At 59.6% G+C, this 16,593-nt stretch carries 12 protein-coding genes; 10 read left to right on the top strand and 2 right to left on the bottom strand.

What is annotated here, in order from left to right; translation table 11 throughout:
* The first annotated feature begins 236 nt into the window (after positions 1-236).
* Positions 237-590: a hydroxyisourate hydrolase gene (gene uraH, locus AC2FNN_RS04190; RefSeq protein ID WP_496756823.1), complete on the top strand. Its 354-nt coding sequence runs from the start codon at positions 237-239 to the stop codon at positions 588-590.
* 5 nt (positions 591-595) lie between these two features.
* On the opposite strand, the gene AC2FNN_RS04185 is transcribed toward uraH, so the two are convergent.
* Positions 596-1,516, bottom strand: coding sequence for a LysR family transcriptional regulator (locus AC2FNN_RS04185; protein ID WP_496756822.1), 921 nt, complete (start codon positions 1,514-1,516; stop codon positions 596-598).
* Positions 1,517-1,617: 101 nt separating this feature from the next.
* On the opposite strand from AC2FNN_RS04185, the gene AC2FNN_RS04180 reads away from it, so the two are divergent.
* Positions 1,618-2,850: a urate hydroxylase PuuD gene (locus tag AC2FNN_RS04180; RefSeq protein ID WP_496756820.1), complete on the top strand. Its 1,233-nt coding sequence runs from the start codon at positions 1,618-1,620 to the stop codon at positions 2,848-2,850.
* Between the two features lie 53 nt (positions 2,851-2,903).
* On the opposite strand, the gene AC2FNN_RS04175 is transcribed toward AC2FNN_RS04180, so the two are convergent.
* Positions 2,904-3,806 (bottom strand): LysR family transcriptional regulator, encoded by a 903-nt coding sequence (locus AC2FNN_RS04175; RefSeq protein ID WP_152460540.1) that lies wholly within the window; start codon positions 3,804-3,806, stop codon positions 2,904-2,906.
* 155 nt (positions 3,807-3,961) lie between these two features.
* On the opposite strand from AC2FNN_RS04175, the gene xdhA reads away from it, so the two are divergent.
* The 8 genes from xdhA (at position 3,962) to AC2FNN_RS04135 (ending at position 16,361) form a co-directional block, all read left to right on the top strand.
* Positions 3,962-5,425 (top strand): xanthine dehydrogenase small subunit, encoded by a 1,464-nt coding sequence (gene xdhA, locus AC2FNN_RS04170; RefSeq protein WP_496756818.1) that lies wholly within the window; start codon positions 3,962-3,964, stop codon positions 5,423-5,425.
* A gap of 15 nt (positions 5,426-5,440) precedes the next feature.
* Positions 5,441-7,759: a xanthine dehydrogenase molybdopterin binding subunit gene (xdhB, locus tag AC2FNN_RS04165; protein ID WP_496756817.1), complete on the top strand. Its 2,319-nt coding sequence runs from the start codon at positions 5,441-5,443 to the stop codon at positions 7,757-7,759.
* Between the two features lie 3 nt (positions 7,760-7,762).
* On the top strand, positions 7,763-8,641 hold the full coding sequence (xdhC, locus tag AC2FNN_RS04160) for a xanthine dehydrogenase accessory protein XdhC (RefSeq protein ID WP_496756815.1): 879 nt from the start codon (positions 7,763-7,765) through the stop codon (positions 8,639-8,641).
* A 43-nt stretch (positions 8,642-8,684) separates the two neighbouring features.
* Positions 8,685-10,286 carry a xanthine/uracil/vitamin C permease gene (locus tag AC2FNN_RS04155; protein ID WP_496756814.1) on the top strand — a complete coding sequence of 534 codons (1,602 nt, stop codon included), beginning with the start codon at positions 8,685-8,687 and terminating at the stop codon, positions 10,284-10,286.
* A gap of 516 nt (positions 10,287-10,802) precedes the next feature.
* On the top strand, positions 10,803-12,899 hold the full coding sequence (locus AC2FNN_RS04150) for a hydantoinase/oxoprolinase family protein (protein ID WP_496756812.1): 2,097 nt from the start codon (positions 10,803-10,805) through the stop codon (positions 12,897-12,899).
* Positions 12,899-14,563: a hydantoinase B/oxoprolinase family protein gene (locus tag AC2FNN_RS04145; protein WP_496756811.1), complete on the top strand. Its 1,665-nt coding sequence runs from the start codon at positions 12,899-12,901 to the stop codon at positions 14,561-14,563. The genes AC2FNN_RS04150 and AC2FNN_RS04145 overlap by 1 nt, the downstream gene beginning before the upstream one ends.
* Complete coding sequence (locus tag AC2FNN_RS04140) at positions 14,560-15,627, top strand: pyridoxal phosphate-dependent aminotransferase (protein WP_496756810.1); 1,068 nt, start codon at positions 14,560-14,562, stop codon at positions 15,625-15,627. The genes AC2FNN_RS04145 and AC2FNN_RS04140 overlap by 4 nt, the downstream gene beginning before the upstream one ends.
* Positions 15,624-16,361: a maleate cis-trans isomerase family protein gene (locus AC2FNN_RS04135; RefSeq protein WP_496756808.1), complete on the top strand. Its 738-nt coding sequence runs from the start codon at positions 15,624-15,626 to the stop codon at positions 16,359-16,361. Before AC2FNN_RS04140 ends, AC2FNN_RS04135 begins: the two co-directional genes overlap by 4 nt.
* The last annotated feature ends 232 nt before the right edge of the window (positions 16,362-16,593 follow it).

Raw genomic sequence — 16,593 nt, 5'->3', positions numbered from 1 at the left:
GATCTGAATTGCGATTTTGGCTTCGTTCGGCCAGTTTGCTTTGGGAACTTGCCCGCCGTAACCGGTCATGTCTCGTGGATAAGGCTTCACATCGGTTTCCTTCTTCTTGAGTTGATCAATACCCCAGATAATCAATGATGTTTTTCAAAAAATACTGAAAGCAGCTTCCCACAGACTGCCTTTGCTCCTGGATGCGAAAACAGACTAGTAACTGTATAACTTGAGGAGTAGCGCAAATGACCGGTTACCTTACAACACATGTTCTGGATACGGCGCGGGGGTGCCCCGCCGAAGGATTGAAGATCGAACTGTTCCGCATTGAAGGTGCAGAGCGCCAGTTGCTGAAAACTCTGGTCACCAATGACGACGGCAGGACCGACGAACAAATTCTGCCCGAAACAGAGTTTTCAACAGGTGACTACGAACTTGTCTTCCATGCCGGAGATTACCTTGATGCCTGCGGCACACCTCCTGAAAACCCGCGCTTTTTGAACGTCATCCCGATCCGGTTTGGAATGTCCGAACATTCGCATTACCACGTGCCTTTGCTGCTTTCGCCCTTCGGATACTCGACCTATCGCGGCAGCTGAGCGACCTACCGGGCCGTATTTGCCGCCGCAATCGACGACCCGATGCGTTCGATTATGAATTCCATGAAAAGCCGCGTTTTGGGGTCCTGCATACGGCGGTGCGTAAACAGACATGCCATCTGAATCGGTTCTGGCGGCGTCTTTTCCGCCACCGGAACCAATGTCCCGGCCCTGAGATGCTGAGCGATCTCAAAAATCGGTTTCAACGCGATGCCGTGTCCGCCAAGCGCCCAGTCTGTCAGCACGTCGCCATCGTCTGACTCGTAGCGCCCGGAAACCCGGAACCGTTTTGGTCCCGCATCGGTCCTCAAAAGCCATTGAAACTCGGTCGCGCCCGGGAACCGCAAATTGAGACATTCGTGCTCATCAGCGATCAACGCGTCCCCGCTTTCGGGCATCCCGCGTTTTTTGATGTATTTCGGAGATGCACAAAGCACTCTTTCAACATCCGCGATCTTGCGAATACGCAGGTTGCTGTCCTCTGGCTGACCAAGAAAAAATGCCAGGTCCAGACCTTCGGTTGTCAGATCGACCTTCCGGTCGGTAAGCCTTAGCCGGACGTTCACCTCGGGGTACTCGGCAAGAAACTTCGGGACCTGCGGCGCAATCAACCGGCGCCCGACCCCCAAGGGCGCCGCGACATAGAGTGACCCTTTCAGGTTCTCGGTCAGATTGACGATCTGGGCTTCGGCACTTTCGACTGCTTCAAGGATCTCTGCCGCGCCGCGATAGAAAGATTTTCCCTGCTCGGTGGGCGTCAGGCTGCGTGTCGTGCGTTGGAACAAACGCACGCCAAGATGCTCTTCCAATTGCGATATACGCGCCGACGTGACGGCTGGCGAAACCCTCAGATCACGGCCCGCGGCGGACATGCTGCCCAATTCATAGACTCGGACAAAGGTTCTGATGTTATCAAGGTAGGACATTTTTTTGCATTTTTTGATACTGCTTGGTCTTTACCAGCAATACCAGAACAAAACACACTCGCATAGAGTAACCGGAAGCAAAGAATCTTAGGAGCAAAGCCATGTATGACTTGGCCGTAATGTGGGAGTGGATCGCCTTTTCCGTCCGCTGGCTGCATGTGATCACCGCGATGGCGTGGATTGGGGCGTCATTCTACTTTATCGCGCTGGACCTCATGCTTAAGCCGAACCCAGCCCTGCCGGACGGGGCCTACGGTGAAGAATGGGAAGTACATGGCGGCGGTTTCTACCACACCGTCAAATACCTGGTTGCGCCCTCGCGCATGCCCGAACACCTGACCTGGCACAAATGGCAGAGTTACACGACCTGGCTGTCAGGGGCGGCGTTGCTCATGATCATATACTGGGTCGGTGGCGAGTTGTTCCTGCTTGATCCGACCAAAGTGGACCTGGCGCTGTGGCAGGGGATTCTGATTTCCGGCGGATCACTGACCATTGGTTGGCTGCTGTACGATCAGATGTGCAAATCGAAACTGAGCGAACACCCGACCGTTCTGATGCTGCTGTTGTTCGTGATCCTGGTGATCATGTCCTGGGGCTACAACCAGATCTTCACCGGTCGTGCGGCGCTTTTGCATCTTGGCGCTTTCACTGCGACGATCATGACGGCCAACGTGTTCTTTCAGATCATGCCGAACCAACGGATCGTGGTCGAAGACCTCAAGGCCGGTCGGACGCCTGATGCCAAATACGGCAAGATCGCCAAGGTACGATCCACGCATAACAACTACCTGACTTTGCCGGTCGTGTTCCTGATGTTGTCGAACCACTATCCGCTTGCTTTCGGCACCGAGTATTCCTGGATCATCGCCAGCCTGATCTTTCTGACGGGCGTCACCATCCGTCACTATTTCAACACGATGCACGCAACTGGTAAAGGTCCGCACTGGACCTGGGGCGTGACGGTTCTGCTAATGGTCGTGATCGCCTGGCTGTCTTCGGTGAGAAACACTGAGACATGGGAAGACGCCGAAGCGCGCGAGCTGACGCCATACGAGCAGAAATATGCGTCCGCCGCGGGCTTCGAAGACGCCTATGACACGGTCTTGGGCAATTGTTCGATGTGCCACGCCCGCGAGCCGGTGTACGGCACCATGAAATGGGCCCCGAAGAAAGTTTATCTTGAGACACCCGGTGATGTCGCCCGACATGCTGACCAGATCTATCTGCAAGCCGGGATCAGCCACGCAATGCCGCCACCATCGGCAGTGCAAATGGATGAAGAGGCACGCCAAACCATCATCGCATGGGTGCGCGAAGTCAGAGACCAATAGACTCCTGCGCGCAAAACGATGACAGCGAACCGGGTCGTGATGCCCGGTTTTCTTTACGCGAAAAAGCGTTTGCTGTGCTGCGCGATGTGTTCGACAAACAGGCGCACCTTGGGATCTTGCAGCTTTTTGTGCGGATAAAGACACCCGAAAATCGTAGGCAAGGGGGGCGTCTCGGGCAAGACCTCGACCAGCCGTCCATCCTCGAGAAATTCCCGCACGTCAAAGCGCGGCTTGTTGACGATCCCCCTGCCGGCCAAGGCCCAGTCGGTCAGAACATCACCATCATCCGCGTCGTATTTGCCGCCAACTTCAAGCTTTCGCGGCCCCATGTCAGTGCGGAGAGTCCAATAGTATTCCGGAGACCTTGGATAACGCAGCAACAGGCAGTTATGAGGCATGTGCAACAAATCATCCGGTGTCTTGGGCGTCCCAAACCGCGACAGGTAATCGGGCGAGGCACACAGAACACGATCACAATCCGCGAACTTCCGCAGTTTCATGGTTGAATCGCCGGGCTCTCCAATGAAAAAGGCGATATCCAGACCGTCGGCCAGAATGTCCACCTTGCGATCGGACAGGCGCATGCGAATCTCTGTTTCCGGGTAGCGATCCGAGAATTCCGGCACCAGAGGCGCAACGATTCTGCGCCCGACACCCAAAGGCGCGGTGATGCGGATCGCCCCCCGAGGCGCGTCGGAAAAGCTGGCGACACGCGCTTCGGCGTGATCAAGCGCCAGCAGGACCGCCTTGGCTTCATCGTAGAAAACCGTCCCCACTTCGGTTGGTGTCATTGATCGGGTGGTTCGGTTGAACAGCCGCACACCCAGATGGTTTTCAAGCTCTTTCAACCGTTTGCTGGCCACCGCCGGGGTCAACCGAAGATCTCGCCCGCCAGAGGTGATGCTGCCCAGCTCCATCACTCGGACAAAAACACGCAGACTTTCGATGTAAGACATTGGAACCTCCCAGCAGTGAAAGAATGCGGCATGGCCCCTTCTTTTTCAACGATCTGTTGAAAGTATTTGCCGTTTGCAGCGATTTTCCACCTCAATCTTTGCTCCTATGGTTCCACTGACCACCCTCCGGAAGGCAGGGGCAGAGGGAGAATTCCATGACGCATCGCACCCACATCCAATTTGTCCTCAATGGCAAGGATGTCTCCGTCCCAGACGTGTCGGCAGGCCAGACACTTCTTGATTTCCTGCGCCTGGAGCGCCGGCTGACAGGAACGAAAGAAGGCTGCGCCGAAGGCGACTGCGGCGCGTGTACCGTGCTTGTCGGACGGCTTGGGCGCACGGGCCTGCACTATGCTCCGGTCAATGCCTGTATCCGGTTTCTTGCCTCTGTCGACGGCTGTCATGTCGTGACGGTTGAACATTTGTCCGGGCCTCAGGGCCGGCTGCACCCGGTTCAACAAGCCATGGTCGATCACCATGGCAGCCAGTGCGGGTTCTGCACACCGGGCTTCGTCATGGCCCTCTATGCGCTTTGGATGCAAACTCCGGAACCGACCGAAGCGCAGGTTGAAACCGCATTGCAGGGCAATCTGTGCCGCTGCACAGGGTATGAGCCAATCATCCGGGCGGCCATTGCTGTCAGCCGCTATGGCACCCCGGCGGCGGACCACCTGAACACTGAACGCGAATCCATGACCGCCCGACTGGCCGCCCTGAAGGACGGACGGCGCGTTGTGACTGGGCCCGAAGACAATCTGAGCATTCTCCCGTCCAGCGTTGATGATCTGGCCGAGTGTCTGCAGACCTATCCCAAGGCCACAATCGTGGCGGGGGCCACGGACGTGGGTCTTTGGGTCACCAAATTCCTGCGCAACATCGGGCCTGCCATCTTCACGGGTCATCTCGAACACCTGAAAACGGTTGAAAGACAGGGTTCCCTCCTCCTGATCGGTGCTGGCGCCAGCTACACCGATTGCCAGGACCTTCTGTCTGAACACCTGCCACACCTGTCCTCCTACTGGGATCGCATCGCAGGGTGGCAGGTGCGGAATATGGGAACCGTCGGTGGAAACATCGCCAACGGCTCCCCCATCGGGGATACGCCGCCGGTTCTTATTGCGCTTGGTGCTGAGATCACGCTGCGGCGCGGTTCCGAAAGCCGGACGCTGCCTCTGGCGGATTTCTTCATCGACTATGGCAAGCAAGACCGCCAACCCGATGAATTTGTCGAAAGCGTCCGCGTGCCTCTGCCCGGGCCAAATGATCTGGACGCTGCCTACAAGATTTCCAAGCGGCGTGACGAGGACATATCTTCCGTCGCTGCGGGTGTCCACATGACGATCACAGACGGCACCATCAGCGACGCACGCATCGCATTCGGCGGCATGGCTGCCACGCCCAAACGTGCATCGGCCGCCGAGGCGGCACTGGCTGGTCAACCCTGGGCGCGCGAAAGCTTTGAAGCCGCCGCCGAGGCGCTGGCACAGGATTTCTCACCTCTGACCGATTGGCGTGCATCGTCTGACTACCGGATGCTGACCGCCCAAAACCTGCTGCGCCGATTCTTCCTTGAAAACGACCGCGAAACCGACACCCCCGTTCAACTGACTTGTGCCTGATCAGGAGACGACAACATGAAAGACAACGTTTCCATCATTGGATCGGCTCACACCAATGTAAACCATGACAGTGCGGTCAAGCATGTCACGGGGCAGGCCGACTACACGGATGACATTGCGCTGCCACAAGGCGCGCTGCACGCGTATCTCGGCGTTTCAGACGTCGCGCACGCCAAGCTTCTGGGTATCGATTTCAGCGACGTTCTGGCAACGCCCGGCGTGGTCGGTGTGCTGACCGCTGATGACGTGCCGGGGGCCAATGATATCAGCCCGACCCACCTGAACGACGAACCGGTTTTCCCGACCGACGCCATACAATTCCACGGCCAGCCGTTGTTTGCCGTGATTGCCGAGACCCGCGACATCGCGCGCCGCGCCGCTGAACGGGCAAAGATCGACTACGAAACCCTGCCCCACGCGCTGGACCCGGTCGCCGCGCAGAAAGCAGGATACCCGCATGTCACAGCGCCTCTCAAGCTGGAGCGGGGAGACATCGCACCGGCTCAGGCGGCCGCGCCCAACCGGATCAAAGGCCGCATGAGCGTAGGCGGTCAGGATCACATGTACCTCGAAGGTCACATCGCCTTTGCGATTCCCGGCGAAGACGACGATGTGGTGGTGCATTGCTCGACCCAGCACCCGTCCGAGGCGCAGCACATGGTGGCGCATGTCCTTGGGGTGCCGTCCAATGCGGTCGTGGTCAACGTCCGCCGCATGGGTGGGGGATTTGGCGGCAAGGAAAGCCAGATGAACCTGTTCTGCGCAGTGGCGGCCATGGCTGCAAAAAAGTGGAACCGCGCTGTCAAAATCCGCCCCGACCGGGATCAGGACATGACCGCAACCGGAAAACGCCATGATTTCGTGATCGACTATGATGTCGCCTTTGACGACGAGGGCCGCATTCAGGCGGTCGAAGGCAGCTTCGCCGCGCGCTGTGGCTTTTCGGCAGACCTGTCCGGCCCCGTGACCGACCGGGCGCTTTTCCACGCGGACAACGCCTATTTCTATCCGAATGTGCGTCTGAACAGCCACCCTATGAAAACCAACACCGTATCGAATACTGCGTTTCGTGGGTTTGGCGGCCCGCAGGGCGTGATCGCGGCGGAACGGATGATCGAAGAAATCGCCTATGCCACGGGGCAGGATCCGTTGGATGTGCGCAAGGCCAATTTCTATGGCACCACGGACCGCAACGTGACCCCGTATCACCAAGTGGTCGAAGACTGCATTCTCGACCGGCTGGTCGGAGAGTTGGAAGAGACCTCGGAATACCGCAAGCGCCGTCAGGACATCATCGCGTTCAACAGGACATCGCCGGTTCTGAAAAAAGGCATCGCGCTGACACCGGTCAAGTTCGGCATTTCCTTTACTGCGACCTGGTATAATCAGGCCGGTGCGCTGGTGCATGTCTATAATGACGGGTCGATCCACCTGAACCACGGTGGCACCGAAATGGGCCAGGGTCTGAACACCAAGGTTGCTCAGGTCGTGGCCGAGGCCTTCCAGGTCGATTTCAACCGGATCAAGATCACCAAGACGACGACTGAAAAAGTTCCCAACACCTCGGCCACTGCGGCATCCAGCGGGACCGACCTGAATGGAATGGCGGCGTTGAACGCGGTCGAACAGATCAAGGAACGTCTGGTGAAGTTCGCATCCGAGACCTGGAGCGTCTCGCCAGAGGAAGTGTCCTTCCACGCCAATCAGGTGCATATCGGCCAAGACGTTCTGGCCTTCGATGCATTCATCAAACAGGCCTATCTGGCGCGCGTGCAACTGTCGGCGGCCGGGTTCTACAAGACGCCAAAAATCCACTGGGACCGGGCCAAAGGACAAGGCCGCCCGTTCTATTACTTCGCCTATGGGGCGTCCTGTTCAGAAGTCACGATTGACACTCTGACCGGTGAATACCGCGTGGATCGCACCGATCTGCTGCACGACGTCGGACGTTCGCTGAACCCTGTGCTGGACAAAGGTCAGGTCGAAGGCGCTTTCATTCAAGGTATGGGATGGCTGACCACTGAAGAGCTTTGGTGGGACGATGCCGGTCGCCTGCGTACCCATGCCCCGTCGACATACAAGATCCCGCTGGCGTCAGACCGCCCGCGCATCTTCAACGTGAACCTTGCCGATTGGTCGGAAAACCGCGAGCTGACCATCAAACGCTCCAAGGCCGTTGGCGAACCGCCGTTCATGCTGGGAATTTCGGTGTTCGAGGCCCTTTCGATGGCCGTGGCCTCGGTCGCTGATTACCGGGAATGCCCCCGCCTTGACGCGCCGGCCACGCCCGAACGTGTGCTGATGGCAGTCGCGCGGCTGCAAGCAGGGTCCTGAGCCATGGCTGTCCCGAGTTCCCTGAGCGAATTTCTGTCCGCGCAGCATTGCGTGATCCGCGTTGCGTTGACGCGTGTACGTGGGTCTTCGCCGCGCAATGAGGGGACAGAAATGTTCGTCGCGCCCGGGGCGTTGTGGGGAACCATAGGCGGTGGGCAGTTGGAATTCCTCGCAATCAACGCCGCGCGGGACATGCTGCGTGACGGTGCATTGCATCAGGATCTGGACGTGCCACTTGGCCCCGAGATCGGGCAATGCTGCGGCGGCCGGGTCGAACTGAACCTGTCCCGCATGCGTGCGTCCGACAAATGGGCCGCGACGGAACGCGCGGCCCGGAACGAAGATGCTTTGCCTCATGTCTATGTCATGGGGGCGGGCCACGTGGGGCGTGCCTTGGCCAATCAGTTTCAACATCTGCCGGTGCGCTGCATCCTTGTCGACACGCGACCCGAAGAGATTGACCAGTGCAAGGCAAATGTCGAAACCCGGGTCAGCGCAATCCCGGAAACTGATATCTGGGGAGCGCCCGCGGGCAGTGCCTTTATCATCCTGACCCATGATCACGGGCTGGATTTCCTGCTGACTTCCGCAGCACTGGAACGTCAGGACGCCGCTTACGTTGGGATGATCGGTTCCGCCACAAAGCGGATAAAGCTCAGGAACTGGGCGCAGAAACACTGTGACGGACAGTCCATCGAACATTTGAAATGCCCCATCGGGGCCAGCGGTAGCCGCGACAAGCGGCCCAGCGTCATCGCCGCCTTCGTGGCGGCCGAAGTGATGGCTGAATTGACCTCTGAAACTGCCGCGACCGCCCTGACCGGGGCAAACCAGGCGCCCCTGCGGGGCCACCATCACGACCGGAAAGGGAGATCGGCCTGACACCCGTCGGGCCGAACCGGTCACATCAGAGGAGGAGACCGTCATGGACGGGAGGACCTATGAATACAAGCTGTTTACCCGCAGCGATTTCAGCGCTTTCTGGGCGCTGTTTACCGACAACCTTGTCAACCTGCTGATCCTGTCCGGGGTCTGCCAGTTCGTGTTTCAAATGCCTGCGGACATCGTCTTTGGCCGCATCGTTCCCGGCGCCGCCATCGCGATTTTGGCCGGTGTCGCTGTCTACACTTACCTCGCCAAATGGGCGGCGAACGCCCAGGGCAAAGACGTAACCGCGTTGCCCTACGGCATCTCGACCCCGGTTATGTTCGTCTACCTGTTCGGGGTGATCGGACCCATCTATTGGGCGACAAATGACCCAATGCTTGCCTGGCAAGTGGGCATCGGCGCCGGATTCATGGGCGGGATCGTTGCGGCTCTGGGTGCCGTGGTTGGACCGTATCTCAAGCGGATCACGCCACGCGCCGGTATGCTGGGGACGCTGTGCGGTATTGCCCTGGTCTTCATCGGCTCTGTGCCGCTGGCCGAAGTGTTCGAGAACCCAATCATCGGCTTTACGTCGCTGCTGTTCATCCTCTGGGGTTTGATCGGCCGTTTCCGCCTGCCGGGCAATGTTCCAGCCGGCCTTGTCGCGATAGCTGCTGGTACCGTGATCGCCCTTCTGCTTGGCGAGTCCAAAATTGATGTCAGCGGCATCGGGTTCTACCCGCCAATCCCGTATTTCGGTGACCTGATCGCCGGTGTGCAATACCTGTTCGCTAACCCAGAGCTGTTCCTGGTGCTGATCCCCGTGCAGATCTATAACTTCATCGAAACGATGAACAACGTGGAATCCGCCGAAGCGGCAGGCGACCATTACCCTGTCGGGCTCTGCCAGGTGACGGACGGCGCGGGCACGATGCTGGGCGCTCTGTTTGGTTCGCCATTCCCGACAACCGTTTACATCGGCCATCCGGCCTATAAACGGCTGGATGCCCATGCGGGGTATATTGTCGGTGTGGCCGTTGTCATTGCCGCCGCCGCCTTTCTGGGCTTCCTGTCCTTCCTTGCGGGACTGATCCCGATCGCCGCAGCTGCACCGGTACTGGTCTTTGTCTCAGTCAGCCTGATCACCAACACGGCCTGGGCTGTAAAACCGATGCACATGGCTGCGGTATCCTTTGCGATCCTGCCCCATATCTCGGCCTTCCTGATGGTCAAATGGGGATCGTTGATGAACGCCCTGCGCAGCAGCGGTATCGAAGGGTTGCCATCCTTGGGAGATCCTGACCTGACCTCGGCCCTTCTGATGGAAGGGGCGCATTACGAGGGGCACCTTGCCCTGAGCCAGGGGGCGATCATCACCGGTCTGGTCTGGGGTGCCATCGTGGCCGACGTGATTGACGGGCGCTTCCGGATGGCCGGCGCGTTTGCTGTCGCAGGTGGGCTGATGTCTTCGATCGGCATCATCCATTCCTACACGCTACAGATGCCTCAGTTCGACGAGATAACCATCGGCTATCTGATCATCGGCGCGTTCCTCTACGTCTACCCGATGTTCGCCCCCAAAGAGGATCTCGAGCATCGCATCATCGTTCCTGACGAACCTGATCTCATCGATGACGATTCACCCGCTCAACAGGTCTGATCGGCAACGGGGCAGTCGCATGGCTGCCCCAAAAACCATCCTTTCCCGACCAATCGCGGCCGTTCATGAGGCAGAGTTTGCCCTGCTGTCGCTTGCTGATCTTTCTCTCGCCTATCTCAGTGTGACCGCATGTGGTTCGCACGGGTCTTGCAGCGGATCACCCTTGCGCACCACACGGCTGCGCCGCCGGGGCATCCTCCATCACGAATACGGTCGCAGCATCGGCTGGGTCACACAAAACAGACGATCGCAAGTGATTTGCGCGGGTTCAAGAACCTCACCCGCAAGCCCCGCATTCGGCCAGGCGTGACGAATTTTGTCGTTTGCGGGCTTTTGTGTCGCTTTCCGGCTTGTTGCGGCATGCTGGTGTGAACAAGAATACCTGCTTATGAAGAGTTGTTTTCCAAATCCTATGGACCGCCGTGCCACCGGCTGTGACCTTGTGATCCCAGCCTGATCTCAGGGCCTCTGGCCCTTACGCATCACGCTGTGACTACGGATTTTTCGGATAACCTCATGACAACTCAAGCGCTGCGCCTGGCCATCGATATTGGCGGTACGTTCACGGATACGGTTCTTGTCTCTGGCGAAGAGACGATACTTGCCTCGACCAAAACCCTGACCACGCATCACAACCCCGCCGACGGAGCCATGCAAGGTGCCGCGCGCGTGATGCAACAGACAGGGCACCGTCTGAGCGAAGTCACCGGTTTCATTCACGGCACCACGCTGGCCACCAACGCGCTGATCGAAAAACGCGGCGCGGTCGTGGCAACCGTGACCACCGAAGGGTTCAGGGACATTCTGGAAATCGCCTATGAGCGGCGCTACTCGCAATACGACATCAATCTGGAGAAACCTGATCTGCTGGTGCCGCGTGAGCGCGCGCTGACGGTCCGCGAGCGCGTTTCGGCGGATGGCAAAGTATTGATTCCGCTGGAAGACACAGCCATCGACGCATTGTTGAAGGATATCGACGCCAGCGGAGCGGAAGCCATCGCCATCTGCCTGATGCACGCATATGCAAACCCCGAGCACGAGCGCAGGCTGCGCGATACGCTGGCGGACAGGCGCCCCGATCTGACCGTCTCGATTTCGTCGGATGTCAGCCCCGAAGCGCGCGAATTCGACAGGCTGTGCACGACAGTCGCCAACGCCTATATCCAGCCTCTGATGGCAACGTATCTGGCCCGGTTTGTCCGACAATTCGAGGCCCGGGGCGTCACCTGTCCGATCCTGATGATGACAGCGGGTGGTGGAATGTGCACCATGCGAACCGCCGCGCGGTTTCCGATCCGGCTGGTGGAATCCGGCCCTGCCGGTGGTGCAATTCTGGCCGCCCGCGTCGCCGCCCGCGCCGGTCTGGATCAGGTATTGTCCTTTGACGTCGGCGGCACCACCGCCAAACTGTGCCTGATCGACAACGCCCGTCCCCAGACCTCGCGCCAGTTCGAGATTGCCCGCGCCGCACGGTTTATCAAAGGGTCCGGAATGCCGGTACGTATACCGGTCATCGAAATGATCGAGATCGGCGCCGGAGGCGGTTCTATTGCCGGGGTTGACCGGTTGGGACGGCTGACCGTAGGGCCAAAATCAGCGGGATCCGAGCCCGGCCCCGTCGCCTTCATGCGCGGTGGAACCGAACCCACGGTAACAGACAGCGATATTGCACTGGGATATATCGTACCGGACACGTTTGCCGAGGGGCATATTCAGCTTGATCCCGAAGCTTCGAAACGGGCGCTGAGCCGGGTGATCGGGTCAAAGCTGGATCTGGATGCCGTAGGCGCCGCCGATGGCGTCAGCCGTATCGTCGACGAAAGCATGGCCAGCGCGGGTCGGATGCACGCGGTGGAATCCGGCAAGGACCTTGGCCCACGAACAATGATAGCGTTTGGGGGCAACGGGCCATTGCACGCCAGCCGGGTCGCGCGATCCGCCGGGGTCAGCCGCATCGTGATCCCGCCCGATCCCGGTGTCGGATCGGCCGTCGGTTTCCTGTTCGCTCCGGTGTCTTTCGAGATCGTCCGCTCGCGTTATTCGTTGCTGGGCAGCATGGACCTGAACGGGATCAACACGCTGTTCCAAGCCATGATTTCCGAGGCAAGAGAGGTCGTCTTCCAAGGGGCCGGCGATGTCCCGACCCAGACGCTGCGCACTGCCTTCATGCGCTACAACGGACAAGGGCACGAGATCGAGATCACCCTTCCCGACCGCCCCCTGACCGCCGAAGATATCGTGCCGCTGACCGCTGCATTCGAACAGGAATACCGCAAGCAATTCTCGCGCCCGGTACCAGGAATGCAGATCGAGATTCTCAATTGGGCGGTGCGTGTCGCGACCTGTGACAGCGTCGCGCCGGCGGTTCCTAAAACGCCCCGGTTGAAGACGATTTCGGCGCCGGAAACCCGTCCGATCACCTGTGACGTGGACGGAGTATCGAAGCCAGCGGCCTTCGTTGCCCGAGCGGATCTGAAGCCCGGCGACCACCTTCACGGTCCCGCATTGATCACCGAGCCGCAGACAACCACGTTCGTATCCGCCGACTTCTCGGCGCATGTGGATGCCATGGGAAACCTCGTCCTCGTGCAGGACCAGAAAGGAGGCGCATGATGTCGGCCGATCTTTCACACGATCTTTCGCCTGCCCGATTGCAGGTGATGTGGAATCGCCTGCTGGCCGTGGTCGAAGAACAGGGCCAAACCCTGATCCGCGCCGCCTTCAGCCCGATCGTACGCGAATGCGGTGACATCTCTGCCGGGATATTTGACGCCGATGGCCGGATGCTGGCGCAGGCCGTGACCGGCACGCCGGGGCACATCAACACCATGGCCGAGGCGGTGCAGCACCTGCGCCGGGCTTTCCCGGTTCAGACCATGAAGCCGGGCGACATCTACATGACGAACGACCCATGGCTGGCCTCGGGGCACCTGAACGATTTTCTGCTGATGATGCCCGCATTCAAGGATGGTAAGGTGGTGGGCTTTACCTCCTGCACCTCGCATCTTGTTGATCTGGGTGGGTTGGGCATGGGCCCCGAAGGTTCCGACATCTATGACGAGGGCCTGCTGATCCCGCCCTGCAAGCTGGTTGAAGAGGGCATTCCCAACGCTTTGCTGCTGGACATCATCCGCGCCAACAGCCGCGAACCCATCGCCAATGATGGCGACATCTATGCACTGATCGCCTGCTGCGAAGCCGGGGTTGCAAGGCTGCTGTCGATGATGGAGGAATTTGGCCTCGACGATCTGGAGGCGCTCGGCTCATATATCATAGACACGTCGCGCCGCGGCACGCTGGAGGCCATCGCCGACGTGCCCGAAGGTGTCTACAAGAATGTTCTGAAGATGGACGGCTATGAGAATGAGCTGGAACTGCACGCCACCCTGACCATAAGGAAGGACGGCATGCATGTGGATTTCTCGGGCACCTCGGGCTGTTCGCGCAAGGGTATCAACGTGCCGCGGAACTATGCCACAGCCTACACGGTGTTTGCCTTGCGCTGCATTGTCGGCGCGGACATTCCCAACAATGCGGGATCGCTGGAGCCGTTTACCGTTGACGGGCCAAAGGGCTGCATCCTGAACGCGCAGCGCCCGGTGCCGGTTGCGATGCGGCATACCCTGGGTCAGGTCACGCCCGATCTGGTTCTGGGCTGCCTGCATCAGGCCCTGCCCGATGCAGTCCCGGCCGAAGGCGCAAGTTGCATGTTCGACCTGCCCATGCGCCATGCCCCCGAAGTGGCTCGTGATGGGGGTCGCGAATTCGCGGTGGAACCCGTGCACAATGGCGGAACCGGCGCGCGGCCTCATGCTGATGGTCTGTCGGCCACAGCCTATCCGTCCGGCGTGTTCGGCAGTCAGGTCGAGATCACCGAAAGCGTCGCACCCGTAACGATCTGGCGGCGCGAACTGCGCCCAGATTCCGGCGGCGCGGGCAAGTATCGCGGCGGGCTGGGGCAGCGGATCGAGATGACCTCGTCCAACGGTGCGCCCTTTATCGTGTTCCTGTCGGTCGAACGGCTGAAATACCCGGCGCTTGGCCGTATGGGCGGCAAACCCGGCGCGCCCGGTCGCATCCGTTTCAGGGACGGTGCAAACGATATTCCGGGCAAAGGAGAATTGCGGGTGGAACAAGGTGATTACCTGATCTTCGATACACCGGGGGGTGGCGGCTTTGGCGACCCCGCCGAACGCGACCCGGATGCGCTGGCGCTGGACATCAAACGCGGGTTGGTAAGTGCGCAAGGCGCCAGGATTTACGGGGGTAACGCATGATCCGACCGGTTCCTTACGTTGGCGCCATGGACGCTTATGCGCTGGCTGATCCGAACGGCGCAGGCACGATTTCACTGGCGCAGAACGAAAGCGCCTTTCCCGCAAGCCCCGCCGCCGTTGCGGCCGGGCAGGCAGCGTTGGCGGATCTGGCCCTTTATCCTGATCCGGAATGGGCCGAAATGCGCTCGGCCATTGCCGAGGTGCACGGGCTCGACCCGGCACGCATTTTGTGTGGCGCAGGCTCAATGGAACTGATTGGCTGTCTGATCCGCGCCTTTGCCGGGCCGGGCGATCAGGTGCTGGGCACACAATATGGCTATGCCTTTGTCGCCTCGGCCACAGCGCAGGCGCGGGCCGAATATGTGGCAGCGCCCGAGGTCGATTTGACCGTATCGGTGGACGCGCTTCTGGCCACTGTCACACCTGCCACCCGCATCGTGTTCGTCTGCAATCCGGGCAACCCCACCGGCACGCTGATCCCGAATGACGAAATTGTCCGCCTGCGATCGGATCTGCCCGGCGATACACTGCTGGTGGTGGACCAGGCCTATGCGGAATTTGCCGATGCCACGAACGATCCCGCACAAATCTTTGCGCTGGTGGATCAGGGCGACACCGTAATCACGCGTACATGTTCCAAGGCCTACGGGCTGGCGGGGGCGCGGGCCGGTTGGGGCTGTTTCCCAAGCGAAATCTCGGGCGAGGTCCGCAAGCTTTTGAATCCCAACAACATCTCGATTGCCTCGCAGGCAGCGGCGGCGGCGGCGATGCGCGATCAGGCCCATATGCGCAACGTGGTCGCACGGACAGCCGAAATTCGGGGCCGGTTTGCGCAGGAATGCCGCGAACTGGGCCTGAGCGTGTCGGAAAGCCACACCAATTTCGTGCTGATCCGCTTTGCCTCGACCGCGCAGGCACAGCGCGCCGACACGGCCCTGCGGGAGAAAGGCCTGATGATGCGCGGCATGGGCGGCTATGGTTTGTCGGACTGTTTGCGCGTCACGATCTGTGCGCCCGAGGTGATGAACAAGGCCCGCGACATCTTGAAAGGAGCGCTTACATGACCGAGACCCGCACAGCCGCCAAGATCGGTGTTCTGGTGCCCTTCACCAACACCAATCTGGAACCGGATATGGAGATGCTGCGACCGCCAAACACCACCATCCATTTCCAGCGCATGGGCGGCTATGACGTGGATGAAATTCCCGGTTCGGATCAAATGGCAGGTTTGGGCGCTTCGGATATCAGCCACGATCTGCGGATGATTTCAGGGGTGCGGCCCGATGTGGTGCTGTACGGCTGCACCTCGGCCACCCTGACCCATGGGCCGTCTTTCGACGCTGAATTGGCGCAACAGATCAAATCGGAATCCGGTGCGCTGTCGCTGACCGCGGCCGGATCACTGATCGCCGCAATCAAGGCACTGGGGGCCACAAAGGTCGGCTTTTCCTCACCCTATCTGGGCGAAATAAACGTACAGGCAATGAATTTCATGGCCCAGAACGGAATCGAGACCATTCGATGCGCCGATGTGGGCCGAAAGCTGGGCAATTACGGTCAGGGAGAGCTGACCCCGGACGACGTCTATGAACTGGCCTGTCAGGCCGATCACCCGCAGGCACAGGCCATAATTCTCAGCTGCACCGACATGCGTTCGGTCGAGGCGATCGACCGGATTGAAGCAACGCTGGGCAAGCCGGTGGTTACTTCAAATCAGGCGATGATGTTCTGCCTTATGCGGGCGCTGAACCTGCCGCGTCACGACGCGCTGCCAGGGAGATTGTTCGACCTTCTTTGACCGGATCAGGGCGCAAGGCGATAGTGTAAAAAGAGCAAGCTCACCTCGAACACGTCTTGGATCAGCCAGGCTTGTTGTCGGCTTCAGGTGCGTACCGCGACGTGTTCTTCGCCCAGATTTCCCGGTGCAGTCAGTCGCACAGCATCGGTTTTCGAACCCCTGTTTCAAGGCGTGACATCCTGTAGGCGGCATCAAACAGCGCCTTGGCGTTCCGTTCAACCTGTGCAGCGGG

This window comes from Ruegeria sp. BHSA118 (assembly GCF_059613405.1).
Note: the sequence above shows the minus strand (reverse complement) of the source record. Positions and strands in the feature narration are given on the sequence as shown.